The 23,022-nt window shown below is 72.9% G+C and carries 25 protein-coding genes; 12 read left to right on the forward strand and 13 right to left on the reverse strand.

Going from position 1 to position 23,022, the window contains the following annotated elements:
- Nucleotides 1–64: 64 nt before the first annotated feature.
- Nucleotides 65–424: a DUF952 domain-containing protein gene (locus ACU436_RS32360; protein ID WP_459030824.1), complete on the reverse strand. Its 360-nt coding sequence runs from the start codon at nt 422–424 to the stop codon at nt 65–67.
- Nucleotides 425–510: 86 nt separating this feature from the next.
- Here ACU436_RS32360 and mftA point away from each other — a divergent pair, with 86 nt between their 5' ends.
- From mftA to mftE, 4 genes are all read left to right on the forward strand, one after another.
- Nucleotides 511–612 carry a mycofactocin precursor MftA gene (gene mftA / locus ACU436_RS32365; RefSeq protein WP_459030825.1) on the forward strand — a complete coding sequence of 34 codons (102 nt, stop codon included), beginning with the start codon at nt 511–513 and terminating at the stop codon, nt 610–612.
- A complete protein-coding gene (mftB, locus tag ACU436_RS32370; RefSeq protein WP_459030826.1) occupies nt 597–899 on the forward strand; it encodes a mycofactocin biosynthesis chaperone MftB in 303 nt (100 codons plus the stop codon). The genes mftA and mftB overlap by 16 nt, the downstream gene beginning before the upstream one ends.
- Complete coding sequence (gene mftC, locus ACU436_RS32375; protein WP_459030827.1) at nt 896–2,092, forward strand: mycofactocin radical SAM maturase; 1,197 nt, start codon at nt 896–898, stop codon at nt 2,090–2,092. The genes mftB and mftC overlap by 4 nt, the downstream gene beginning before the upstream one ends.
- Nucleotides 2,093–2,171: 79 nt before the next feature.
- Nucleotides 2,172–2,858: a mycofactocin biosynthesis peptidyl-dipeptidase MftE gene (mftE, locus tag ACU436_RS32380; RefSeq protein WP_459030828.1), complete on the forward strand. Its 687-nt coding sequence runs from the start codon at nt 2,172–2,174 to the stop codon at nt 2,856–2,858.
- A 93-nt stretch (nt 2,859–2,951) separates the two neighbouring features.
- Here mftE and ACU436_RS32385 read toward each other — a convergent pair whose 3' ends face one another.
- The 9 genes from ACU436_RS32385 to ACU436_RS32425 all read right to left on the reverse strand — a co-directional run bounded on the left by ACU436_RS32385 (nt 2,952) and on the right by ACU436_RS32425 (nt 11,281).
- A complete protein-coding gene (locus ACU436_RS32385) occupies nt 2,952–3,422 on the reverse strand; it encodes a dihydrofolate reductase (RefSeq protein ID WP_459030829.1) in 471 nt (156 codons plus the stop codon).
- The gene (locus ACU436_RS32390) at nt 3,419–4,216 is read right to left on the reverse strand and encodes a thymidylate synthase (RefSeq protein ID WP_459030830.1); all 798 of its coding nucleotides are present in this window, start codon (nt 4,214–4,216) and stop codon (nt 3,419–3,421) included. Before ACU436_RS32390 ends, ACU436_RS32385 begins: the two co-directional genes overlap by 4 nt.
- A gap of 10 nt (nt 4,217–4,226) precedes the next feature.
- Complete coding sequence (locus ACU436_RS32395) at nt 4,227–6,128, reverse strand: DUF2264 domain-containing protein (protein WP_459030831.1); 1,902 nt, start codon at nt 6,126–6,128, stop codon at nt 4,227–4,229.
- Nucleotides 6,125–7,093, reverse strand: a complete 969-nt coding sequence (locus ACU436_RS32400; protein ID WP_459030832.1) for a hydroxyacid dehydrogenase — start codon at nt 7,091–7,093, stop codon at nt 6,125–6,127. Before ACU436_RS32400 ends, ACU436_RS32395 begins: the two co-directional genes overlap by 4 nt.
- Nucleotides 7,094–7,122: 29 nt before the next feature.
- Entirely contained in the window at nt 7,123–7,992 is an 870-nt protein-coding gene (locus tag ACU436_RS32405; RefSeq protein ID WP_459030833.1) for a carbohydrate ABC transporter permease, read from the reverse strand.
- Entirely contained in the window at nt 7,989–8,720 is a 732-nt protein-coding gene (locus ACU436_RS32410; protein ID WP_459030834.1) for a carbohydrate ABC transporter permease, read from the reverse strand. Before ACU436_RS32410 ends, ACU436_RS32405 begins: the two co-directional genes overlap by 4 nt.
- A 50-nt stretch (nt 8,721–8,770) precedes the next feature.
- On the reverse strand, nt 8,771–9,736 hold the full coding sequence (locus ACU436_RS32415) for a substrate-binding domain-containing protein (RefSeq protein ID WP_459030835.1): 966 nt from the start codon (nt 9,734–9,736) through the stop codon (nt 8,771–8,773).
- Between the two features lie 37 nt (nt 9,737–9,773).
- Nucleotides 9,774–10,025: a hypothetical protein gene (locus ACU436_RS32420; protein ID WP_459030836.1), complete on the reverse strand. Its 252-nt coding sequence runs from the start codon at nt 10,023–10,025 to the stop codon at nt 9,774–9,776.
- A 107-nt stretch (nt 10,026–10,132) separates the two neighbouring features.
- Nucleotides 10,133–11,281 (reverse strand): alkaline phosphatase family protein, encoded by a 1,149-nt coding sequence (locus ACU436_RS32425; protein WP_459030837.1) that lies wholly within the window; start codon nt 11,279–11,281, stop codon nt 10,133–10,135.
- Nucleotides 11,282–11,328: 47 nt separating this feature from the next.
- Between ACU436_RS32425 and mftF the strand changes: the two genes are divergently transcribed.
- The 5 genes from mftF (at nt 11,329) to ACU436_RS32450 (ending at nt 17,799) form a co-directional block, all read left to right on the forward strand.
- Nucleotides 11,329–12,798, forward strand: a complete 1,470-nt coding sequence (mftF, locus tag ACU436_RS32430; RefSeq protein ID WP_459030838.1) for a mycofactocin biosynthesis glycosyltransferase MftF — start codon at nt 11,329–11,331, stop codon at nt 12,796–12,798.
- Nucleotides 12,799–13,063: 265 nt separating this feature from the next.
- Nucleotides 13,064–13,579: a (2Fe-2S)-binding protein gene (locus ACU436_RS32435; protein ID WP_459030839.1), complete on the forward strand. Its 516-nt coding sequence runs from the start codon at nt 13,064–13,066 to the stop codon at nt 13,577–13,579.
- Between the two features lies 1 nt (nt 13,580).
- Nucleotides 13,581–16,064, forward strand: coding sequence for a xanthine dehydrogenase family protein molybdopterin-binding subunit (locus ACU436_RS32440; RefSeq protein WP_459030840.1), 2,484 nt, complete (start codon nt 13,581–13,583; stop codon nt 16,062–16,064).
- Entirely contained in the window at nt 16,061–16,912 is an 852-nt protein-coding gene (locus ACU436_RS32445) for an FAD binding domain-containing protein (protein ID WP_459030841.1), read from the forward strand. The genes ACU436_RS32440 and ACU436_RS32445 overlap by 4 nt, the downstream gene beginning before the upstream one ends.
- A 74-nt stretch (nt 16,913–16,986) precedes the next feature.
- A complete protein-coding gene (locus ACU436_RS32450) occupies nt 16,987–17,799 on the forward strand; it encodes an SRPBCC family protein (protein WP_459030842.1) in 813 nt (270 codons plus the stop codon).
- 28 nt (nt 17,800–17,827) lie between these two features.
- Here the strand turns inward: ACU436_RS32450 and ACU436_RS32455 are convergent, their stop codons facing one another.
- A complete protein-coding gene (locus ACU436_RS32455) occupies nt 17,828–18,901 on the reverse strand; it encodes a hypothetical protein (protein WP_459030843.1) in 1,074 nt (357 codons plus the stop codon).
- Nucleotides 18,902–18,906: 5 nt separating this feature from the next.
- Complete coding sequence (locus ACU436_RS32460) at nt 18,907–19,518, reverse strand: TetR/AcrR family transcriptional regulator (RefSeq protein WP_459030844.1); 612 nt, start codon at nt 19,516–19,518, stop codon at nt 18,907–18,909.
- A gap of 143 nt (nt 19,519–19,661) precedes the next feature.
- On the opposite strand from ACU436_RS32460, the gene ACU436_RS32465 reads away from it, so the two are divergent.
- The 3 genes from ACU436_RS32465 to ACU436_RS32475 are packed head-to-tail and all read left to right on the forward strand — an operon-like array spanning nt 19,662 to nt 22,380.
- A complete protein-coding gene (locus ACU436_RS32465; protein ID WP_459030845.1) occupies nt 19,662–20,879 on the forward strand; it encodes an FAD-dependent monooxygenase in 1,218 nt (405 codons plus the stop codon).
- Between the two features lie 44 nt (nt 20,880–20,923).
- Nucleotides 20,924–21,385 (forward strand): VOC family protein, encoded by a 462-nt coding sequence (locus ACU436_RS32470; protein ID WP_459030846.1) that lies wholly within the window; start codon nt 20,924–20,926, stop codon nt 21,383–21,385.
- A complete protein-coding gene (locus tag ACU436_RS32475) occupies nt 21,382–22,380 on the forward strand; it encodes an acyl-CoA desaturase (RefSeq protein WP_459030847.1) in 999 nt (332 codons plus the stop codon). The genes ACU436_RS32470 and ACU436_RS32475 overlap by 4 nt, the downstream gene beginning before the upstream one ends.
- On the opposite strand, the gene ACU436_RS32480 is transcribed toward ACU436_RS32475, so the two are convergent.
- Nucleotides 22,355–23,011 (reverse strand): alpha-ketoglutarate-dependent dioxygenase AlkB family protein, encoded by a 657-nt coding sequence (locus ACU436_RS32480; protein WP_459030848.1) that lies wholly within the window; start codon nt 23,009–23,011, stop codon nt 22,355–22,357. The two genes, ACU436_RS32475 and ACU436_RS32480, sit on opposite strands and share 26 nt — an antisense overlap.
- Between the last annotated feature and the right edge of the window lie 11 nt (nt 23,012–23,022).

Here is a 23,022-nt window from a genome sequence, read left to right on the forward strand (position 1 = left end):
CGGGTCGCCCGCGCCCGCCGGCGGTCTGCGCACGCGACTCCGCCCCCGTCGGAACGGGTTGAGCTCAGCGGGGCAGATCGGGTGCGGGGAAGCTGCCGTCCGGGCCCGGGCGGTAGGGCACGACCGTCAGCACCGCCGCCGCCGGGACCGGACCGTAGGCGTGTGGGAAGCGCATCGACTCGGGGTCGCCGGGCACCCCCGGCTCCCAGCGGACCTCGACGCCGATGCGGGCCGGGTCGATCACCAGCAGCAGGATGTCGGACCGGCCGTGGTAGAGCCGGTTCGCCGGGAGCGTGATCTGCTCGGGTGTCGAGAGGTGCACGAACCCGGCCTCGGCCAGCGACGGCGGCGCCACTACGCCGGATGCGCGTGCCCGGTCCCATTCGGTCGCGGTGCTGAGGTGCAAGAGGACGTTCGACTCCATCGCAACAGTCTCCCGGGCCTTGTCTTTGGCACGACGTGTCAATTAGCGTCGGTCCCGCCCCAGCCACCGTCGTCAGGAGGAAGCACATGCCGCCCACCAGCGAGTCCCAGGCCCCCGCCGAGGAGCCCGTGGTCGAGGAGACCCTCGTCGAGGAGGTCTCCATCGACGGCATGTGCGGCGTCTACTGACCGTGACCGCGGACGCCCCGGTCTTCGACCCGGCGCGGCCCCACCGCTGCAGCCCGCGGGTGGCGGTGCGCCCCGAGCCGTTCGGGGCGCTCGTCTACCACTTCGGCACCCGCAGGCTGTCGTTCCTGAAGACCCCCCAGCTCGTCGAGGTCGTCTCCGGGCTGGAGCAGCACGCCGACGTGCACGCAGCGCTCGACGCGGCCGGCGTCGAGGAGGCCCAGCGCCCCGCGTACCTGCGGGCGCTGGCCGGGCTGGCCGCCAACGGAACCATCGAGGAGCGACCTTGAAGCTGGTCGACCACTTCCAGTACGGCCTGAACTCCCCGATCTGCCTCACCTGGGAGCTCACCTACGCCTGCAACCTCGCCTGCGTGCACTGCCTGTCGTCGTCGGGACGGCGGGACCCGCGGGAGCTGTCCACCGCCGAGGCGAAGGCGGTGATCGACGAGCTGCAGCGGATGCAGGTCTTCTACGTCAACATCGGCGGCGGCGAGCCCACCGTGCGCCCCGACTTCTGGGAGCTGCTCGACCACGCCGTCACCCACGACGTCGGCGTCAAGTTCTCCACCAACGGGATCAAGCTCGACAAGGCGCGGGCCGCGCAGCTCGCGGCCACGGACTACGTCGACGTGCAGATCTCGCTCGACGGCGCCACCGCCGAGATCAACGACCACGTGCGCGGCGCCGGCTCCTACGCCACCGCGATCAGGGCGCTGGAGAACCTGGCCGAGGCCGGGTTCGGCCAGCCCAAGATCAGCGTCGTCATGACGAGGCAGAACGTCGACCAGCTCGACGAGTTCAAGGCGATCGCCGACAAGTTCGGCGCGCAGCTGCGGATCACCCGCCTGCGGCCCTCGGGCCGCGGCGCCGACGTCTGGGACGAGCTGCACCCCACGCCCGCGCAGCAGCGGCAGCTCTACGACTGGCTGGTGGCTCGCGGCGAGAACGTGCTCACGGGCGACTCGTTCTTCCACCTCTCCGCGTACGGCGAGGCGCTGCCCGGGCTCAACCTGTGCGGTGCCGGCCGGGTGGTCTGCCTGATCGACCCGGTCGGCGACGTCTACGCGTGCCCCTTCGCGATCCACGACAACTTCCTCGCGGGCAACGTCCGTTCGCCGGGCGGGTTCGAGGAGGTGTGGCGCGGCTCGGAGCTGTTCGCCGAGCTGCGGCAGCCCCAGACCGGCGGCGCCTGCCGAAGCTGCGGGTTCTACGACTCCTGCCAGGGCGGCTGCATGGCCGCCAAGTTCTTCACCGGCCTCCCGCTCGACGGTCCCGACCCGGAGTGCGTGCGCGGCCTGGGCGAGCAGGCCCTCGCCGCGCGTGACGCGTCCACGGTGGTCCCGCGCTCGGATGTCGACCATTCGAGGTCGGCGCCCCGCAACTCCCGCGGCCCGGTCCCGGTGACGATCGGGACGCGCCCGGACCGCGCGTGCGACGAGAGCCCGCTCGCCGGCCTGCAGGCCCCGGTGGCGGGAAGCTGAACCCCGAGCCCGTTGGACGAGCGGCACGTCCGTCCAGCTCTATCGGGCGAACGTGCCGCTCGTGCAGGGGTGGAGGCCTGTGAACCTCGGTGACCGCGTGTGGCCGGACGTGCCGGCGGCCACGCTCCTGGTGCCGATCGGGGCGTGCGAGCAGCACGGGCCGCACCTCCCGCTCGACACCGACACCCGGATCGCCACCGCCGTCGCCCGGCGCGCCGCGGGCGACGACCCGGCGCTGCTGGTCGCGCCGCCGCTGGCCTACGGCGCGTCCGGCGAGCACGAGGGCTTCCCCGGCACGCTGTCGATCGGGCACGACGCGCTGCTGACCGTGCTCGTGGAGCTGGGGCGGTCGGCGACGCGGTGGACGCCCCGGCTGGTGTTCGTGAACGGCCACGGCGGCAACCTCCCCACGGTTCCGGACGCCGTGGTGCGGCTGCGTGTCGAGGGCCGTGACGCCGCCTGGTCGCCGTGCGTCGCGGCCGGCGGGGACCTGCACGCCGGGCACACCGAGACGTCGATCCTGCTGGCGCTCGACCCCGCCGCGGTCCGCACCGCCGCCGCGGCGCCCGGTGCCACCGCCCCGCTCGACGAGCTGCTCCCGGCGATGCGTTCCGGCGGCGTGGCCGCGGTCAGCCCGAACGGCGTGCTGGGCGACCCGACCGGCGCGACGGCGGAGGAGGGCGAGCACCTGCTGGCGGAGATGACCGAGGTCCTCCGGACGCGCCTGAGCCGCTGGCACCCGGACCCAACCGGCCGCCTGACCTGATCGGAAGCGTCACACACCAACATTGGTCCTCGCACACCAACTGCAGTTGCTGTGCGAGCGCCGATGTTGGTGTGTGAGCACCCTGAGGCGAGCTCAGCCCCAGGTCAGAAACCTGTAGTGCAGTCCCGTCGACGACTCCCGCCACGTCCCCACCTCGTCCGGAGGGCGACCCACGTCCGGCGCGTACGTGTCGCCGTCGAAGGGCTCGCGGATCTCGGTGACCTCGATGCGGTCCGCCAACGGCAGCGCCGCCCGGTACACCGCCGCGCCGCCGATCACCCACACGTCCCCGGTCACCGCGGCGAGTGCCGTCCGCAGGTCGGGGAACGTCTCTGCGCCCTCCCGTGGGCCCGACTGCGGCGTGCGGGACAGCACGAGGTTGCGCCTGCCCGGCAGCGGGCGAAACCGCGGTGGCAGCGACTCCCACGTCCGGCGGCCCATGAGCACGGTCGCGCCCGCGGTCAGGGAGCGGAACCGCTTCATGTCCTCCGGCAGCCGCCACGGCAGCGTGCCGTCGCGGCCGATGACCCCGTTCGCCGACTGCGCCCAGACGAGCCCGATCACACCGCGACCGGCGCCTTGATGGCGGGGTGCGGGTCGTAGCCGTCGAGCGCGAGGTGCTCGTAGGTGTAGTCGAACAGGCTGTCCGCGGGCTTCAGGCGGAGCGTGGGGAACGGCCGCGCCTCGCGCGCGAGCTGCGTTCCGACCTGGTCCTCGTGGTTGTCGTAGATGTGGCAGTCGCCCCCGGTCCAGATGAAGTCACCGACGCCGAGACCCACCTGCTCGGCGATCATGTGCGTCAGCAGCGCGTAGCTCGCGATGTTGAACGGCACCCCGAGGAACAGGTCCGCGCTGCGCTGGTACAGCTGGCAGGAGAGCTCGCCGTCGGCGACGTAGAACTGGAAGAACGCGTGGCAGGGCGGCAGCGCCATCCGGGGGATGTCGGCGACGTTCCACGCGGACACGATGATCCGCCGGGAGTCCGGGTTCTCCCGCAGCGCGCGCAGCACCTCGCCGATCTGGTCGACGTGCCCGCCGTCCGGGGTCGGCCACGACCGCCACTGCACCCCGTAGACCGGGCCGAGGTCACCGTCCGGTGCCGCCCACTCGTCCCAGATCGTGACGCCGTGCTCCCGCAGCCACGTGACGTTCGGGTCGCCGCGCAGGAACCACAGCAGCTCGTAGGCGACCGAGCGGAAGTGGACCTTCTTCGTCGTGATCAGGGGGAAGCCGTCCGACAGCCGGTAGCGCAGCTGGTGGCCGAAGACCGACCGCGTGCCCGTGCCGGTGCGGTCCGCCTTGCGGGCGCCCGTGTCGAGCACGTGGCGGAGCAGGCCCTCGTACTGGGTGTCCGGCACGCCGGCCAGCCTAGTGCGGGTCGGTGGCTACCTCCGGGACGGCGGCCACCCAGCTGCATGTCGTGCGCGCGCCGTCGGCCCAGGTGACGGTGACCTCCGTGCCGTCGACCCCGATCTCCGGTGCGGGGGTCGCGGGCGCCGAGGTGAGCGCCGAGGCGGTGACCAGCAGCTCGCCCGGCGCGACGGTGCCGCGCAGGGCCGGCACCAGCGCCCACGCGCCGTAGGCCGTGCCCTGCGGGGCCCGCTCGACGTGGGCCGTGTCGAAGCCGTGGCCGCCGACGAGCCGGGTGGCGGTCTCCTTCGTGCTCAGCGCGACGGCCACGCCGTCGACCTGCTCGTCGAGCTCCTGCGGGGTCGCGGCCGCGAGCGCCCATCCCGTCACCGTGACGGGAGTTCCGGCAGGCACGGCGCGCAGCCGGTGGATGTGCACCTCCCACGCGCCGCGCGCGCCGACGAGGCTCTCGATGCGGCCCTGGGGGAGCACGGGTCCGGGTGCGCCGGGGAACTGGGGCTGGTGCCACGACGCCACCCAGTCCGGTCCGCTGCCGATCGGGTGGATCCGCCGCCGCACGCTCTCCCGGCCGCGTACGTGCAGGGCGACGTGGTTGTCGGCGGCGTTGCGGGCGGCGGTGGGGCCGGTGCGCGTGGAGTAGGCGAGCCGGGCGTAGAGCGGGTCGGGCTCGCCGCCGTCGGCGTCCCACGGGTTGATGTGGTCGCTGCCGTGGTTGTGGACGCGGACCAGGCCGTCGCCCTGCGTGGTCTGCACCAGCCAGCCGACCGAGGGGATGACGACGGTCCGGTCGGGCCCGGCCGACGGCGGCGGTTCCTCGACCGCCGTCCACAGCGGCGCCGACCCGGGCAGCAGCAGCCCGACGAAGCCCTTGCTGGCCCAGTACGGCGAGGCCGGGCCGGAGTAGGTCTGCAGGGTCGCGGGGTGCGGGCCGTGCCAGCCGCGGGAGAAGATCCCGTCGGTGAGCGCGCCGCGGTCGAGGAAGTAGCGCAGCCCGGCCGACAGGATCCGCCGGGTCTGGCCGGGCCGCAGCGGCGTGCGGCCGACCACCTCGCCCAGCGCCACGGCCGCCAGAGCCGCCGGGCGGTAGGTGAGCGATCGGCCCTGGTGCAGCGGGGAGCCGTCGGCGTCGAAGGTGGCGGCGAACGAGCCGAGGAACTCGTGCAGCCGCGGGCCGAGGTGGTCCAGCTGCGCGGTGTCGCCGCGCAGGTGCGCGACCAGCACCGGGTACAGGTGCATCGCCCAGCCGATGTAGTGGTCGAAGGCGCGGCCGTCGCCGTCGCTGTACCAGCCGTCGCCGCGGTACCAGCCCTCCAGCAGGTCGAGCGCGCGGTCGACGGCGCGGGCGGTCTCGGCGTCGCCGCGGCCGACCTCGTCGAGGAAGGCGGCCACGGTCATCGGGAACAGGTACCAGTTGTTCGGCGCCGGCTCGTTGCGCAGCGCCCCGCGCAGCCACTCCTCCAGGCGGTCCTGCTCCCGGTCGGCGAGCCGGTCCCAGGTCCACGTCCGCGCCGTCAGCAGGCCGAGCGCCACCGACGCGGACTCCACCATCGGCTGCCCGCCGGGCCCGTGCGAGCCGATCGTCGGCCACCGGTCCGCATCGCCGCCGGCCGGCCCGCTGACGAGCCCGTCCAGGTAGGGCTCGACGGGCCTGCCGTCCGCGTCGCCCGCGGCGCGGAACGCCGCGAGCAGGAAGGTGCGGGCGAAGCCCTCCAGGCCGTCCGAGACGACGCCCGCCTTGGCGGGTGCGCCGGGCAGGTCGATCCGGCCGCCGCGGGGCGAGCGGAACCGCTGCACGGAGGCGAGCAGGTCGTCGGCGACGGCGGTCCAGTGCCGGCGCGTCCAGCCGGTGTCCGGGCTGAGGTCGAAGTCGTCGGGGGGGATGAGGACCTCCTCTGTCATGCGGTGAGCGGCAGGAGCTCGCGCCGTACGGGGTGGGCGAACGGCCGGCCCGCAGCCCACCGCTGCACCTCCGCGGCGGCGGCGTCGGCGAGCCGGTGCAGCTCGTTGCTCTTGGACCCGGCGACGTGCGGTGTGAGCAGCACGCCGTCGCACTCCCAGAGCGGCGAGCCGGGCGGCAGCGGCTCCGGCGAGGTCACGTCGAGCACCGCCCGCAACCGCCCGGACAGCAGCTCGCGTTCCAGGGCGGCGTGGTCGACGAGCCCGCCGCGGGCGGTGTTGAGCAGCGTGGTGCCGTCGCGCATGAGCGCGAGCAGCCGGGCGTCGACCATGCCGGTGGTCGCGGGCAGCAGCGGCGCGTGCAGCGACACCACGCCGGATCGGGCGAACAGGTCGTCGAGGCCCACCGGCTCGGCGCCGAGCGCCCGCACCTCGGCGCCGGCGACGTACGGGTCGTGCAGGAGGACCTCGAGGTCGAACGGGCGCAGCAGATCGGCGACCCGCCGCCCGATCAGCGAGGCCCCGAGCAGCCCGACGGTGGCGCCGTAGTTGCCGGCGTCCGGGTACCGGTCATTCCAGTCCCGCTGAGCCCGCGCCGCGCGGAACTCCCGCGCGATGTCGGGCACGCGCTTGCCGGCCAGCAGGATCATCGCGACGGCGTACTCCGCCACCGGCACGGCGTTGGCCGCGGCGGCCGAGCTGACCACGATGCCCCGCTCCCAGCACGCGTCGGTGACGTGGTGGCGCACGGTGCCCGCCGTGTGGACGACCGCGCGCAGCCGCGGCGCGGCGGCGAGGACGTCCGCCGTGATCGGCGCGCAGCCCCAGCCGGTGATCAGCAGCTCGACGCCGGCGAGCTCGGCGCGGGCGAACCCGTCGAGCACGACGTCCGGGTCGATGTCGACCGCGGCCGTGATGCGCTCGACGGCGGCGGGGTGGAGCAGCTGGCGAGCGGTCCTCGCGGCCATCGCGAGGGCCGCACGTGGACGTGACGGCACTACTTCACACTCCCGGCCGTGAGGCCCGACCGCCAGTACCGCTGCAACATCAGGAACGCCACGATGAGCGGGACCAGCGCGAGCAGCGAGCCGACCACGACGAGCGGGTAGTACTCGGGCGTGATCGTCGCCTGGCTGTTCCACGAGTAGAGTCCGAGGCTGAGCGGGTAGAGCTTCTCGTCGGACAGCATCACGAGCGGCAGGAAGAAGTTGTTCCAGATCGAGGTGAGCTGGAACAGGAACACGGTGACGAAACCGGGTCCCAGCATCCGCAGCCCGATGCGGAAGAAGATGTGCAGCTCCGACGCGCCGTCCACCCGTGCGGCCTCCAGCACCTCGCCGGGGACGTAGCCGGTGGCGAAGATCCGCGCGAGGTAGACGCCGAACGGGTTGAACAGCACCGTGATGAAGACCGCCCACATCGTGTTGGCGAGCTCGAGCCGCGACGCGATGAGGTACATCGGCAGCGCCAGCACCGTGCCCGGGATCATCACGCTGATCAGCACCAGCGCGTAGAGCTGCCGCTTGCCGCGGAAGGAGTACTTGTCGAACACGTAGCCCGCCGCCGTGCTGATCACCGCGCCGAGCCCGGCGCCGATCACCGCGTACAGGATGCTGTTGGCGTACCAGCGCAGGTAGAGCCCGTCGTCCTCGTCGAGCAGCGCGCGGATGTTGCCGGCGAGGTCGAAGTTGGCCAGGTCGAGCAGGTTGCTGCTGAACAGGGCCTCGGCGTCCTTGGTGGCCGCGAGCAGCAGCCACAGCAACGGCAGCAGGGCGTAGAGCGTGCCCGCCGCGATCACGACGTTGGTCGTGATCGTGCCCGCGCGGGAGCCCCGCCGGACCCGGCCCCCCGGTTCCGTCGTCGTCATGTCCGCGCTCCCCGCGAGCTGTAGCGCGCCACCGCGTAGGACAGCAGGCAGCACAGGACGAGCAGCAGCACCGACGCCGCCGAGGCGAGGCCGTAGTTGCTGCGGTTGAAGGCCGCGTCGAAGATGTACATGTTCGGCGTAAAGCGGTCGCCGATCAGCGGCGTGGAGTCCTGGAGCAGCTTCGGTTCCGTGAACAGCTGCAGCGTCCCCACCAGCGTGAACATGGTGACGGTCACCACCGAGGCGCGCACCATCGGCACCTTCACCCGCAACGCGGTGCGGATCGCGCCCGCGCCGTCCACCGCGGCGGCCTCCATCACCTCGCGGGGCACGGCCTGCAGCGCGGTGTAGAAGATCACCGTGTTGTAGCCGAGCCCGCCCCACAGCGCGATGTTGACCAGGGACGGGATGAGCAGCGTCTGGCCCAGCAGGTCGACCTGGATGTCCAGGCCGTACAGGAGGTCGAGCACCGGGCTGATGCCCGGCGTGTAGAGGTACAGCCAGATGACCGTGGCGATGATGCCCGGCACCGCGTGCGGCAGGAACAGCGCGGTCTGCGCGAACTGCCGGGCCCTGGCGAGGCCGGAGTCGAACAGCAGCGCGAGCGCCAGCGAGCCGGCCACCAGGATCGGGATCAGCAGCACGACGTAGGCGAGCGTCACGCCGATGCTGCGCAGGAAGCTCGGGTCGGTGAGCACCACGGCGAAGTTGTGGAGGCCGACGAACACCGTGCGGCCGTTGCCGAACCCCAGGCCGGAGTGCTGCTGCGAGAAGACGCTCAGGTAGAGACTTCGCCGATCCCGGCACCACGCTTCGGCGGCGCCACGGTCGTCAGCTCCAGCCCGCCGAGGCCCGCGATGACGTCGTCGTAGGCCACCACTGAGACGTCGTCCGGGACCCGCAGGCCCGCGGTGTGCAGCTGCTGCACCATGTTCAGCGCGTCGACGTCGCTGTGCGCGACCACGGCCGTGGCGCCGGTCGCGCGGACCACCGCGGGCACGTGGGGCACGGGCGTGTCCGGATCCGGACCCGCGCCGGCCGAGCTGAGCAGCGGTTCGGTGAGCTGCGGCAGGCCGAGCCCGGCGAGGTGCGCGGCGAACGCCGTCCTGATCGTTCGAGCGGTCGGGCTGTCGTTGCGCGCGACGAGCAGGATCCTCGCGTGCCCCCGTTCGCGCAGGTGGCGCAGCGCCAGCAGCACGCCGCGGGAGTGGTCGGTGCGCACGGCGTCCAGGTCGGCGAGCACGCTCCCCACGGGCGCGAACCGCTCCACGAGCACCGCCGGCGCGCCGGGGGACGGCTCGTCGTCCTCGGCCTCGACCGCCTCCGTGGTGCGCCAGCGCGGGAAGACCAGCGTGCCGAGCGCCGCGGGCACGGCCGCGGCCCGGCGCACGGCGGAACCCGCCGTCTCCCGCTCGCCGATGCCCTCCAGGTGCCAGTGCAGGCCCAGCTCCTCGACGGCCTGCCGCGCGCCCTCGACGATCTGCGCCAGGTACGCGCTGCGCGGCGGGGCCATCACCACCACGACCCCGGTCGCGGGACGCTCGCGGTCGTCACGCCGGCTCGACGGCAACCGGACGATGCCGTGCCCGCGCACGACGTGCTCCCGGCGGGCGAGCGCCTCGACGTCGCGGCGGAGCGTGATCGGCGAGACGTCGAACTCGCGGGCCAGCTCGGCCACCCGCGCCGGACCGCGCGATCGCAGGATCGCGAGGATCCGCTCCTGCCGGGCGGACGGCTTGGTCACGGGCGGGGACGCTACCGGCGACGCCGGCCCGGGGGCGTCAGGCCACGAGCTCCAGGCGCCCGGCCGTGGTGATCACTGCCGGGAGTCGCTGGCCGACGGCGCCCTCGGCCGCGGGGGCGATCAGGCCCGCGCGCACGAGCTTGTGCACCGCGCCCTGGTCGCAGCAGAAGCGTCCGTCGAGGTAGAGGTCGGGCTCGGAGCCCCAGACGAGCTCGGCACGTCCGCACGCCACGGCGCGCAGGATGGCCCGGTCACGGACGCTCAGCTCGACGTCGACGACGAGCTCCATTGCGATCCCCCCGTTCAGCAGATCAGACCAGGGTGAGGGCATCGTGGACCGCGCTGCCACAGAATTGAGGAACATCTGAGGTTGACGACACGGTGTGTCCCGGGAGTTCACCCGGTTGGGGCCGGCCCGGCGACCAGGAGTGGCACGAGCTGCTCGTCGGCCGTGAGGGAGCCGTGCTGACCCGGCATCCGCGAGATGAACCGCTCCATCCGGGACCGGATCACGGCCGTGCCCCCGCGCGCCGCGACCACGACGTCGCCGATGCGGTCCCGGGCGTGCGGCGCCACCGGGAGCCCGAACCAGCCGTCGGCCACCGCCTGCGCACCGGGCACGACCCACGCGCCGTCCCCCAGCACCCCTCGCCAGGTGGCGAGCACGTCCTCGAGAGCACCGGGACGCACGTGGACGTGCCGGGCCCGCGGGTCGCCGGACAGCTGCGCGACGCCGTCGGCGAGGACCGGGTCGGTGTCCGCGTCGTAGCGCCGGTCGACCGCGACCATGCCGTGGTCGCCCGTGATCGCGAGCACCGCGTCCGGCGGCAGGCGCTCGGCGACGACCTCGGCGAGCCGGTCGACCTGGGCGAGCTGCAGCCGCCACGGCAGCGAACCGGGGCCGTGGAGGTGCCCCATCGCGTCGAGGTCGCGGTGGTAGCCGTAGCAGAGCTGCCTCCCGGGGCCGGTGACCGCGGCGAGGACACCCGCGGCCAGGTCGCCGAGCGCGTACGTGCCGTGGAAGCGGCCGCCGCGCAGCGCCGCCCGGGTGAGCCCGGAGCCGTCGAACTCCCCCAAGGTCACGACGGAGACCGCGACGCCGGCGGCCTCGGCCCGCTCCAGCACGGTGGGCACCGGCTGGATCTCCTCCGGCACCAGCCGCTCGCGCAGGTCGGTGCGGCCGCCCTGCGCGGTCCAGCGCAGCGTGTCCAGCAGCTCCCCGTCGGCCAGCAGCGACAGCCCGAGCAGGCCGTGCGAGCCCGGCGGCACACCGGTGCCGAGCGAGGCGAGGCCGATCGACGTGCTCGACGGGAAGCCGGACGTCAGCGGTCCCGCGTCGGGAAGGCTCGCGAGGAACGGTGCGTCGGCGGCGTGCCGGCGCAGCAGCTCGCTGCCCAGCCCGTCCACCAGCAGGAGTGCCGCCGCGCGGGCCGGCGGCACCGTCAACGCGGGCGCGGGGCCGGGTACGCCGATGGCGGCGATCAGTGCGGGTAGCACCTCGGCGAGCGAACGGCGCCCGTACTCGGGCAGCAGCGGTGCGGTCACCCCACGAGCATCCCAGCGTCGGTCGATCACGGCCTAGGCTCGGAGCCGTGGAGGAGGCGCTGCCGTACGGGATGCGGGTCGCGCTCGACCGGCACGCGCTCGTGGTGGACGGCGGCACGGTCCTGTTCGGGGGCGCCCCGCCGCGGATGCTGCGCCTGTCCGCCGCGGCGGCGCGCCGGCTGCGCGACGGGGCGGTCGAGGTGTGCGACCCGACGTCGGCCGCGCTCGCCCGCAGGTTGCTCGACGCGGGCATCGCGCATCCGGTGGCCGTGCCGGCGGCCGCGGTCCCGCCCGCCTCGGACGTCACGGTCGTCGTGCCGGTGAAGGACCGCGTGGACGGGCTCGCCCGGCTGCTCGCCGCGCTGCCGGCCGGCCTCGGCGCCACGATCGTCGTCGACGACGGCTCCGCCGACGCCGCGGGCATCCGCCGCGTCGCCGAGGGGGCGGGCGCCGTGCTCCTGCGCCACGCGGAGGCGAGGGGCCCGGCGGCGGCGCGCAACGCGGGGCTCGCGGCCGCGCGGACCCCGCTCGTCGCGTTCCTCGACTCCGACGTCGTGCCGCAGCCCGGGTGGCTCGGCCCGCTGCTCGCCCGCTTCGCCGATCCGGCCGTGGCGCTGGCGGCTCCGCGCATCGTCGCGCTGGCGGGGCGGGGCTGGCTCGGCGGCTACGAGTCGGTGCGCTCCTCGCTGGACCTGGGCGCCGATCCGGCGCTGGTCGTACCGAAGAGCCGGGTGGCCTACGTCCCGAGCGCCGCGCTGGTGGTGCGCCGCGCGGCCGTCGGCGCGGGCTTCGACGACCGGATGCACGTGGCCGAGGACGTCGACCTCGTGCTGCGGCTGCACGAGTCGGGTTGGCGCCTGCGCTACGAGCCCGCGTCCCGGGTCGCGCACGACCACCGGACGGGCCTCGCGGCGTGGTGGCTGCGCAAGGCCTACTACGGCACGGGCGCCGCCCCGCTGTCGCTGCGGCACCCCGGATCGGTGCCGCCGATGGTGCTCAACACCTGGTCCGCGGCGGTCTCGGTGCTGCTGCTGCGCGGGCGGCCGTGGAGCGTTCTCGCCGCGCTCGCCGTGGCGGCCGGTGCCACCGAGCAGCTCGCCCGCAAGCTGCCCGTCCGCGAGCCGCGCCGGACCGCTGCCCGGCTGATCGGGCTCGGCGCCGTCGGCACGGTGATGCAGACCGCCGACGCCGTCACCCGGCACTACTGGCCGCTGTCGCTGGTCGCGGTCCTGGTGTCGCGCCGCGCCCGGCGCACCGTCGCCGTGATCGCCGTGGCCGAAGGGGTGCTCGACTGGTGGCGCAGACGCCACGACCCGGCCCGGCCCGGCCTCCCCGGATACCTGCTCGCGCGCAGGCTCGACGACCTCGCCTACGGCGGCGGGCTGTGGTGGGGGGCGTTGCGGCACCGCACGTTGGCCCCGTTGCGCCCGGTGGGCACCGGCCCGGACGGGCCCGCCGGGAGTCGATCACCGTCGGGTGATCTTCACCGCCCCGTCCGGCTTGGTACGGACAGGTGAACCTGGTCGGGGATAGCTTCCGTTTCTGCGGATCATCACGCCGCTCTCGAGCCGATTTTGCGGATTGTGCTCTGCTCCGTCTCGGTCAAGCCCGTGTCCTGCGGAGAAGTGCGATTCGTCGCCCTTGCATGCGTGAATGATCGGCGGTCTGATTGTGGGCGCCGCCACAGCGTCGTGTGCGGCACCCGGGCGCGGCTGGGTTGCGTCCGGTGCGTCCAGTGTCGCTCTGTGTGGCGGCACCGCGCTCGTGGTGAGGAGAGGTCACATGGCACAGGTTCGGGTCACCGTCGACGGCGTGGAGTACGTCGACGACGTCGAACCCCGCATGCTGTTGGTGTACTACCTGAGGGAGCGCCTGGGAAAGACCGGCACGGTCATCGGCTGCGACACCAGCAACTGTGGTGCCTGCACGGTGCACCTGAACGGTCAGAGCGTGAAGTCCTGCTCCGTGCTCGCGGTGCAGGCCGACGGCGCGGAGATCACGACCATCGAAGGGCTCGCCCGCGACGGCGAGCTGCACCCGGTGCAGAAGGCGTTCAACGAATGCCATGCGCTGCAGTGCGGGTACTGCACGCCGGGCATGATCATGCAGGCGGTCGACCTGCTGGGCGACAACCCCGACCCCGACGAGCACGCCGTGCGCGAGGGCCTCGAGGGCAACCTCTGCCGCTGCACCGGCTACCAGAACATCGTCCGGGCCGTGCAGAGCGCGGCGCAGGCGATGAAACCCGGCGCCACGGCGCCGGTCGACACCCCCAGCCCGGTGGCGGGAGGGCAGTGACGTGACGACGACCGCCGAACCCACCACACCCGGCGAGATCGGTCGTGCCCGGGTCCGCAAGGAGGACGCACGCCTGATCACCGGCCGCACCCGGTACACCGATGCGATCACTCCGGCCGGCACGCTGCACATCGCCGTCCTCCGCTCGACGTTCGCGCACGCGCGGGTCAACGGGATCGACACGGCTGCCGCCAAAGCGGCCCCCGGTGTCGTCGGCGTCTACACCGCGGCGGATCTCGGGGTCGAGAGCGTCGGCCTGCCCAACGCGTGGCCGATCACCCCCGAGCAGAAGACGCCGCAGCGCCCGCTGCTCGCCGGCAACGCCGTGCACTTTGCCGGCGAGGGCGTGGCGGTCGTCGTCGCCCGGTCGGCCGCTGAGGCCAAGGACGCCACCGAGCTCGTCGACGTCGACTACGAGCCGCTCGACCCGGTGCTCGACATGGAGGCCGCCCTCGCTGACGGCGCCACGCTCGTGCACCCCGACCTCGGCACGAACGAGAGCGCCACCTGGGTGTTCGACTCCGCCGAGGCGGGCAGCGGCAGCAGCGTCGCCGATGCGATCTCCGCTGCCGAGGCCGACCCGGACTCCGTCGTGGTGCGCCGCCGGTTCATCCAGCAGCGGCTCATCCCGGCGTTCATGGAGCCGCGTTCGGTGGTCGTCGACCCGACCGGCGAGCAGATCACCTTCTACTCGTCCACCCAGGTCCCGCACATCCTGCGCACGATGACGTCGGTCACGCTCGGCGTTCCGGAGAGCAAGCTGCGGGTCATCGCCCCCGACGTGGGTGGCGGGTTCGGCGGCAAGATCGGGGTGCTCCCCGAGGAGATGCTCTGCGTGGCGCTCGCGCAGAAGCTGGGCAAGCCGGTCAAGTGGACCGAGACGCGCTCCGAGTCGCTGCTCACCGCCCACCACGGCCGCGACCAGATCCAGGACCTCGTGATCACGGCGAAGAAGGACGGCACGGTCACCGGCCTCGACGTCAAGCTGCTCGCCGACATGGGCGCCTACCTCGGCCTCGTCGGCGGGGGCGTGCCGATCCTGGGCGCGTTCATGTTCAACGCGATCTACAAGATCCCGGCCTACAAGTTCACCTGCACCAACGTCTTCACCACCAAGACGTTGACCGACGCCTACCGCGGCGCGGGCCGGCCGGAGGCCACGTTCGCGATCGAGCGGATCATGGACGAGCTGGCCGTCGAGCTCGGCCGCGACCCGATGGAGCTGCGCGAACAGAACTGGATCAAGCACGAGGAGTTCCCGTTCACCACGGTGGCCGGGCTGACCTACGACTCCGGCAACTACGAGCAGGCCACCCGGCAGGCGATGGACCTGTTCGACTACGCGGGCCTTCGCCGTGAGCAGGAGGAGCGGCGGCGCTCCGGCGACCCGGTGCAGCTGGGCATCGGCATCTCGACGTTCACCGAGATGTGCGGGCTGGCCCCGTCCCGGGTGCTCGGTTCGCTCGCGTACGGGGCGGGCGGCTGGGAGGCCGCGAGCATCCGGATGCTCGCCACCGGCAAGGTCGAGGTCATCACCGGTGCCTCGGCGCACGGGCAGGGGCACGAGACGGCGTTCAGCCAGATCGTCGCCGACCAGCTCGGCGTGCCGTTCGAGGACGTCGAGGTCCTGCACGGCGACACGCAGATCTCGCCGAAGGGACTCGACACCTACGGGTCGCGCTCGCTCGCCGTCGGCGGCATCGCGATCGTCGACGCCGCGCAGAAGGTGATCGGGAAGGCCAGGAGGCTCGCGGCCCACATGCTCGAGGCGGACGAGAAGGACCTCGAGTTCGCGAACGGCACGTTCACCGTGCGCGGCACCGATCAGGGCAAGGCCATCCAGGAGATCGCGTTCGCCGCGTTCATGGCGCACGACCTCCCGGAGGGGATGGAGCCCTCGCTCGACGCCGACGCCGTGTACGACCCGGAGAACTTCTCCTTCCCGCACGGCACGCACCTCGCGGCGATCGAGGTCGACACCGAGACCGGGCACGTCGACGTGCGCAAGTACGTCTGCGTCGACGACATCGGCACGGTGGTCAACCCGCTCATCGTCGAGGGGCAGGTCCACGGCGGGCTCGCGCAGGGCATCGCGCAGGCGCTGTTCGAGGAGGCCAACTACGACGACCAGGGCACGCTGGTCAACGGCACGTTCGTCGACTACACCCTGCCCTCGTCCGCCGACCTGCCCAGCTTCGACACACACGTCGTGAGCACGCCGGCCACCTCCAACCCGCTGGGCGTCAAGGGAGTCGGGGAGGCCGGGACCATCGCGTCCACCCCGGCGATCGTCAACGGCGTGATCGACGCCGTGCGCCACCTCGGTGTCACGGAGGTCGAGATGCCGTGCACCTCGCAGCGCGTGTGGCGGGCCGTCCAGGACGCGAAGGGCCGCTCCACGCAGGAGACGCCCGTCGACACCCATTCCCCGGGCGCGGGCCTCGGCTCGATCGACCCGAACAACCCCCAGGGAGAGATCCAGTGATCCCCGCCCAGTTCGACTACGTCAAGCCGTCGTCGGTCGACGAGGCGATCCAGGCCCTGCGGGAGGCCGGCGACGACGCCAAGATCCTCGCGGGCGGGCAGAGCCTGCTCCCGGTGCTGCGGCTGCGCCTCGCGGCCCCCACGCTGCTCGTGGACCTCGGCGGCATCGCCGAGCTGCGCGGGATCCGCGACGAGGGTGACCGGGTCGCGGTCGGCGCCATGACGTCGTACTACGACATCATCCGCGACGAGTCCGTGCAGCGGCACGTCGCGCTGCTCGGGCAGGCCACCGAGACCGTCGCCGACAACCAGGTCCGCCACCGCGGCACCCTCGGCGGGTCGCTCGCCCACGCCGACCCGGCAGGCGACCTCGGAGCCGTCGCGCTCGCCCTGGACGCCGAGCTCGTGATCGCCGGCTCGTCCGGTCGCCGCACGGTGCCGGCGTCCGAGTTCTTCGTGGACTACTTCACCACCGCGCTCGGCGAGGGCGAGGTCCTCACCGAGATCCGGTTCCCGAAGTTCACGGGCTGGGGCAGCCACTACGAGAAGTTCAACCGCACGGCGCAGGCCTGGTCGATGGTCGCGATCGCGGCCGCCGTCCGGGTCGAGGGCGGATCGATCGCGGAGGCGAGGGTCGGGCTCACCAACATGGGCAGCACGCCGATCCGCGCCACCGGCGTCGAGCAGGCGCTCGTGGGGCAGCCGGCCACCGCCGACGCGGTGCGGGCGGCAGCCGAACGGGTCACCGAGGGCACCGCTGCGCCGAGTGACGCGGATGCCGCCGCGGACTACCGTGAACATCTGGCCAAGGTGCTCACGGGCCGCGCGGTGCTGGCGGCCGCAGGCTGACGCTCGTTCCGCAGGACGCCTGCTCTGGTCATCCGGGGCGGGCGTCCTGCGGCTTTGTGGAGGAGACAGAGAAGATGCAGCTGGAGAACAAGTTCACGATCGACGCGCCGATCGACAAGGCGTGGGAGGCGCTGAACACGCCGGAGACGGTGGCTCCCTGCTTCCCGGGCGCCACCCTGACGGAGTACGAGGGCGACTCGTTCACCGGCACCGTCAAGGTGAAGCTCGGGCCGATCTCGCTCACCTACAAGGGCAAGGGCACGTACGTCACCCGCGACGACGCGAACCACAAGGTCGTCATCGAGGCGAACGGGCGGGACTCCCGCGGCAACGGCACCGCGAGCGCCACCGTCACCGGCACGATGACGGCCGACGGGCCCGACCGCACCGCCGTCACGATGGTCACCGACATGACCATCACCGGCCGGCCCGCGCAGTTCGGCCGCGGTGTCATCTCCGACGTCGCAGACAAGATCATCGGCCAGTTCTCGGCCTGCGTGGCCAGCAAGCTCGCCCCGGCCGCCGAGGAGCCCGCCGCCGAGGAGAAGAAGGCGTCGTCCACGCCTTCCACGCCGTCCCCGGGCCCGGGTGCGGCGAGCGCCGGTGGCGCGTCGTCGTCGCCGTCGCCGTCGCCGTCCGGCGGATCGGTGGCCGCGCCGGCCACCGGCGGCAACACCAACGGCAGCGGATCCGCGCAGGCCGCGGCCGCCGCGAAGGGCCCGGTGCTCGCGGCCGCACCGAAGTCGACCGGCCCGTTGCGCAGCGAGGTCGACGCGATCGACCTGCTCGACACCGCGGGCGCCCCGGTGCTCAAGCGCCTGGCCCCGGTGGCAGCGGGTGCGCTGCTCCTGCTGGTCATCTTCCTGATCCGCCGGGCTCGTCGCTGAGCGTCCGCCGACTGCAGCAAAGCCACTTTCATGCAGCGGGATGGCATGGAAGTGGCTTTGCTGCAACGGGGCGCGCTGCCCCGAGGCGGGCCAGCAGGAGGACGGTCACGCCGATGGTGATGGGGCCGGTGGTGACCGCGACGACCGTGCTGAGCGTGTCCTCCATGTGCAGCACCGCCGCGAGGACGACGAACAGCGTGTGGGCGACGAGCGCTCCTCCGGCCAGCCAGATGCGGTGCCGGTCGGTCATCTCCGGCGAGAGTGACCAGCGCCGGATCAGCAGGAGGATCCCGACGGCCAGCCCGGCCGCGACGGTCATGGGCAGGTAGACGAACGCTCCCTCGCCGACGGCCGGCCCGGCCGGCGGGTGGCCTGCGGGCATCAGGAGCCCGAGGTACGCCAGCGTCACCATTCCGGCGACCGTGCCGGCGACCCCCGGCGCCGGCACGGAGCCGGTCCGGGCGGCGCGGTCGACGTGCCCTCGTCCCGCACGGGCGTACCTCGGCAGGATCCGCAGGGCGACGACGCCCAGGGCCACGGTCGCCACCACCAGCCCCACGACGACGGGTAACGGGGCCCGGTACCCGGGGTCCTCGGAGGCGGCGAACGTCAGCCGCAGCATCGCGATCCCGGCCACCGCCGTGACGGCGACGAAAAACGTGCCGCGGCGCCGCAGGTAGGGCGCCTGCCGCAGCTCCGGGAACACCAGGTTGGTGAGCAGGATCGGGATCAGCACGCTGAACACGATGTGGTAGCCGACCTGGCTCTCCCAGTAGGTCAGGTTGAGGCCCAGGACCCGAGGTCCCCATGCGGAGGCGTTGTACATCGTCGGGCTGGTGAGGGCCTGCAGCCCGAGACCGTCCTCGACGAGCTCGTACGCCAGCCCCATGACGACCAGGCTCGGCCAGCCGCCGCCCGCCCGCACCGTCAGCTCCCGGATCAGCAGCACCCCGGCCCCGTACATCGGGACCAGGAACGGGAATGCGATCCACATGATCGGCATGCCCACGGCCGAGAACGTCAGCTCGCCGCAGACCGGGGCGAGTAGGACCAGGACCCAGGCCGCTCTGCTCCCGCGGTGCCGAGGTGTCGGATTCTCCACGTTGCTCACCTCCCCGTTCCTGCCTCGGCCTCGCGGGCCGACACCGGATCGACGCCGGCGACGGTCAGCAGCGCGTCGGTGAGCTGGCGTGCGGACGGCGCGCGGTCCGGGTCGACGAGCCACTGCACCATCACGCCGGTCAGCAGCGCGTGGTGCAGCGAGCCGACGGCGTGCGCCCGTTCGGCGTCGAAGCCGGCATCCGCGCACCGTGCCATCGATGCCAGCACGCCGCGCGACTCCTGGATGCCGTCGGCGATCGCCTGCCGGAGCTGCGGTATCCGGTCGAGCTGGCCGGCGATCTCGAGCCAGGACGCCCACATCCCGCGGCTCGCCGTGAACGACTCGATCACCCGGGACCAGTAGGCCTCGAACCGCTCCAGCGGGCGGGCCTGCGGGTCCACGTCGCCGGCGAGGGCGCTCCCGATCTCCTCCGACCACTCGTCGGCCAGCTCGAACATGGCCGTGTTCAGCAGCGTCTCGGTGGACCCGAAGTGGTAGCCGATGGACGCCAGGCTCGTGCCGGCCGCGGCCGTGATGTCGCGTGCGGTCGTGCGCGCATAGCCCCGCTCCCGCAGGCACCGCTTCGCGCCTGCGATCAGGTCCTCCCGGTTCCCCATGGCCGCACCGTATCAGGTTGCTGCACAGACGTCTGAGACAAGCTTGCTAGACATATGTCTCAGACGCCGTTATGGTCCCACCTCGACACCGGGTGACGGGTCGTCGATCCGGCGGCAGCACGCGGCACGAGCAGGGGGAACCAGTGAAGAAGCCGACAATCCTCATCTCCGGCGCCGGCATCGCCGGGCCCGCCCTGGCGTTCTGGCTGCGCCGGTCCGGGTTCGAACCGACGGTCCTGGAACGTGCTTCCGGGCCGCGCGCCGGCGGCAACGCGGTCGACCTGCGCGGCACCGCCCGGGAGGTCGCCGACCGCATGGGCATCACGCGGCGGGTTCGCGAGGCGCACACCGGCGCCCGGGGCATGGCGTTCGTGGACCGGAACAGCAAGCACGTCGCGACGCTGAGCACCGAGGTCTTCGGTGACTCCGGCGGGCCGATCGCGGAGCTGGCGATCCTGCGCACCGACCTGGCACGCATCCTCTACGACGTCACCCGCGACGACGTCGAGTACCTGTTCGACGACTCGATCGCCGCTGTCGTGCAGGACGACGACGGCGTCCAGGTCCGGTTCCGGCACGGCGGCTCGCGCCGCTTCGACCTCCTGGTCGGCGCCGACGGCGTGCACTCGAACGTCCGGCGCCTGGTCTTCGGCCCGGAGCAGGAGTACCTGCGCGACCTCGGCTGCTACGTGTCGCTGTTCACCACCACCACGCCGCTCCGGCTGAACGGGTGGGACCTGATGTACACGATGCCGGGCGGGGGCGGGCGGCCCGGTCGAACGGCGGGCCTCTACCCGCTGAACTCCGACGGCAAGGCGCTGGCCGGGTTCTTCTTCGCCTCCGAGCCGCTGCAGTACGACCGGCGCGACGTCGACGAGCAGAAGCGGATCGTGCTGCGCGAGTTCGAGGGGGAGGGGTGGGAGATCCCCCGCATCCTCGCCACGATCCACGACGCGCCCGACTTCTACTTCGACCGGGTCGGTCAGATCCAGATGGACCGCTGGTCCCGCGGCCGGACGGTGCTCCTCGGTGACTCCGCGTTCTGCGCGTCGCCGATGTCCGGCATCGGCACGAGCCTCGCCATGGTCGGGGCCTACATCCTGGCCGGCGAGCTCACCGCCGCAGGCGGCGACCACCACGCGGGCTTCGCCAACTACGAGCGCGAGATGCGTGAGTTCGTCGCGCGCGCCCACCGCTTCGCCCGCGAGTCCAGCGGCAGCGGTCTCATGCCGCCGTCGCGGAGGCACATGTGGATGCGCAACAACTCCGTGAAGCTGCTGCCCTTCCTCCCGAAGCGCCTGGTCGGACGCGGGATGGACACGGTGGCGAACACGGTCACGCTCAAGAGCTACGCAGCCTGAACACCCCGTTCCCCAACCCCTGAGAACGACGGAGGACAAGCACGATGGACATCGCAACTTTCCTGTGGTTCGACGGCCACGCCGAAGAGGCGGCCGAGTTCTACACCGGCGTCTTCCCGGGCTCCCGGATCCTCTCGGTCCACCGGACCCACGCGGACGGGCCGGTCATGACCGTCGCCTTCGAGCTGCGCGGGCAGCGTTTCGTCGCCTTCAACGGCGGCCCGCAGTTCACCTTCACCCCCGGGCTCTCGCTGTACGTCGCCTGCGAAACGCAGGCCGAGCTGGATGCCGTGTGGGCCCGGCTCGTCGACGGCGGCCACGAGGGCCCCGGCGGCTCGCTGACCGACCGGTTCGGGGTGACCTGGCAGGTCATGCCCACCGTGCTGGACGAGCTGCTGCAGAAGGCGGACGCGGTCGTGGCCGACCGCCTCCTGTCCCTGGTGCACGCCGCCTCCACGAAGCTCGACATCCAGGAGCTGGTCGACGCCGGGGCGCGTCCCGCATGACCAGCGCCGAGACGACCCGTCCGATCGCCATCCCGGCGCGGGACCGGGGCCCCGGCGCTCAGCCCGTGCTCGCCGGGAACCGCCCCCGGCACGAGAGCCTGCTGGTCTACGCCTTCACGCTGGTCCCGATGCTGGCCCTGGCCGCGGCCGTGCCGATGGCGTGGGGCTGGGGGCTGGGCTGGATCGACGTCGCGCTCTTCGTCTACTTCTACCTGATCTCCGGGTTCGGCGTGACAGTCGGGTTCCACCGCCTCTTCACCCACCGCTCCTTCCGGGCGAGCCGGCGCCTGCGGATCGGGCTGGCGATCGCCGGGAGCCTGTCGCTGCAGGGTGACGTCATCACGTGGGTCGCGGACCACCGGCGCCACCACGCCTTCTCCGACAAGGTGGGCGACCCGCACTCGCCGTGGCAGTTCGGGACGACCCCGCTCGCGCTGGCGAAGGGCTTCTTCCACGCCCACCTCGGCTGGCTCTACCGCACCGAGCGCACGAACCTCGCCCGCTTCGCCCCCGACCTGCTGGCCGACCGCGACATCGTCCGCATCGGCCGGGCGTTCCCCCTCTGGACCGTGGTCAGCCTGGTCGCCCCCGCCCTGTACGGCGGAATGCTCACCATGTCGCTCTCGGGTGCGCTCACCGCGTTCTTCTGGGCCGGCCTGGTGCGGATCTCCGTCCTGCACCACGTCACCTGGTCGATCAACTCGATCTGTCACATGATCGGCGACCGCCCGTTCGACGCGCAGGGCAAGGCGACGAACTTCTGGCCGCTCGCGATCCTGTCGATGGGCGAGTCGTGGCACAACCTGCACCACGCCGACCCCACGTGCGCGCGCCACGGCGTCGAGCCGGGGCAGATCGACATGTCCGCCCGCGTCATCCGGGCCTTCGAGAAGCTCGGATGGGCCACCCACGTCCGCTGGCCCACCGCACGGCGGCTCGCACGGCTGCGGGGCCTCCTCGACGACGGAGCTACAGGCCCGAGACGCGCAGCGTGATGTTCAGCCGGCCCGCCGCGAGGCCGGTGTCCGGCACGTCGTGGGCCGGCAGCAGCTTCGGGACGCCGTGGTAGGCGAGGCGGCTCTCGTCGCCGAAGACCACCGCGTCACCGGAATGCAGCTCCACGTCGGTCCACGGCCGGCCACGGTTCTCCGTGTTGCCGAACCGGAACACGCACGCCGCCCCGATGCTGAACGACACCACCGGGTCGGGGGCGCGCTCGTCGCTGTCGCGGTGCAGGCCCATGCGTGCGTCGGTGGTGTAGTGGTTGATCAGGGCGATGTCGGGTCGGTACGAGTGGGCGCGGCCGGGGTCGCCGTACGCGGCGGCGAGCGCTTCGCGGCCCAGGTCGCCGAGCCATTCCGGGAACGGCGTCACCGGCGACCCGTCCTGGTCGTCGCGGGTGCGGGAGTAGCGGTAGGGGTACCAGTGCCAGCCCAGGCACACGCTGCGCACCGACATCTGACCGCCGTTGGGCAGCACGGCGGCGCGGATGCCGGGACCCTCGCTCGCCCACTCCCGGCACGCCCGAACGAGCATGCGCTGCCGCTCGAGGTCGAGCCAGTCGGGTACGTGCACGGCGCCGGGTGCGAGCACCCGGCGCCCCCGCGGCACCAGCTCGAACGTCATCCCCGGATTCT

Source organism: Pseudonocardia wallangbongensis (assembly GCF_054486945.1).